Below are 554 nucleotides of genomic sequence, written 5' to 3'. Positions count from 1 at the left end.
TGCTGCGGGTGCGCACGGCACCTTGCTGGTCACCAGCTATGACGCTGCGACTGGTCTGGGCACTTACAGCTATACGCTGACTGACGCGACCATGGATGTGGATGGTGTGGCTGAAACGGATGTGTTCAGCTTGGTTGTTTCGGATGGCAGCGTGAACTCTGCGCCGGCGTCGATCACCATCGAAATCGTGGACGATGTGCCAAATGCCGTGAATGACGGAAACACCGTGGTTGAAGACGCTGTTGCGCCGATTACCGGCAATGTGTTGACCAACGATCTGCATGTTAATGGTGAACCGGGAGCCGACGCTCCGACCAGCTTCGTCTCTTGGGCGAACACCAGTGCCACCTACGGTACTTTCACGGACACCGGAGCGGGCACCTACAGCTATACGCTGAACAACGCCGACCCGAGGGTGCAGGCCCTGGATGATGGTGAAACGCTGACTGAAACCTTCACCTACACCATGCAAGATGCCGATGGTGATCAGGACACTGCGATCCTGACGATCACTATTCAAGGCAGCAACGATGTGCCGGTGATAACGGTCACGG

At 57.0% G+C, this 554-nt stretch carries 1 protein-coding gene; it reads left to right on the top strand.

Annotation, left to right across the window (positions count from 1 at the left end; all coding sequences use genetic code 11):
• Positions 1-554 (top strand): VCBS domain-containing protein (locus IOD17_RS19255; protein ID WP_233686623.1); only part of this gene is annotated, 554 nt, incomplete at both ends.

The sequence above is a fragment of the Pseudomonas anguilliseptica genome (assembly GCF_021375795.1).
GTDB classification, from domain to species: Bacteria; Pseudomonadota; Gammaproteobacteria; order Pseudomonadales; family Pseudomonadaceae; genus Aquipseudomonas; species Aquipseudomonas anguilliseptica_A.
The sequence above is the reverse complement of the archived record's forward strand: the minus strand, read 5'-3'. Positions and strand labels throughout refer to the sequence as shown.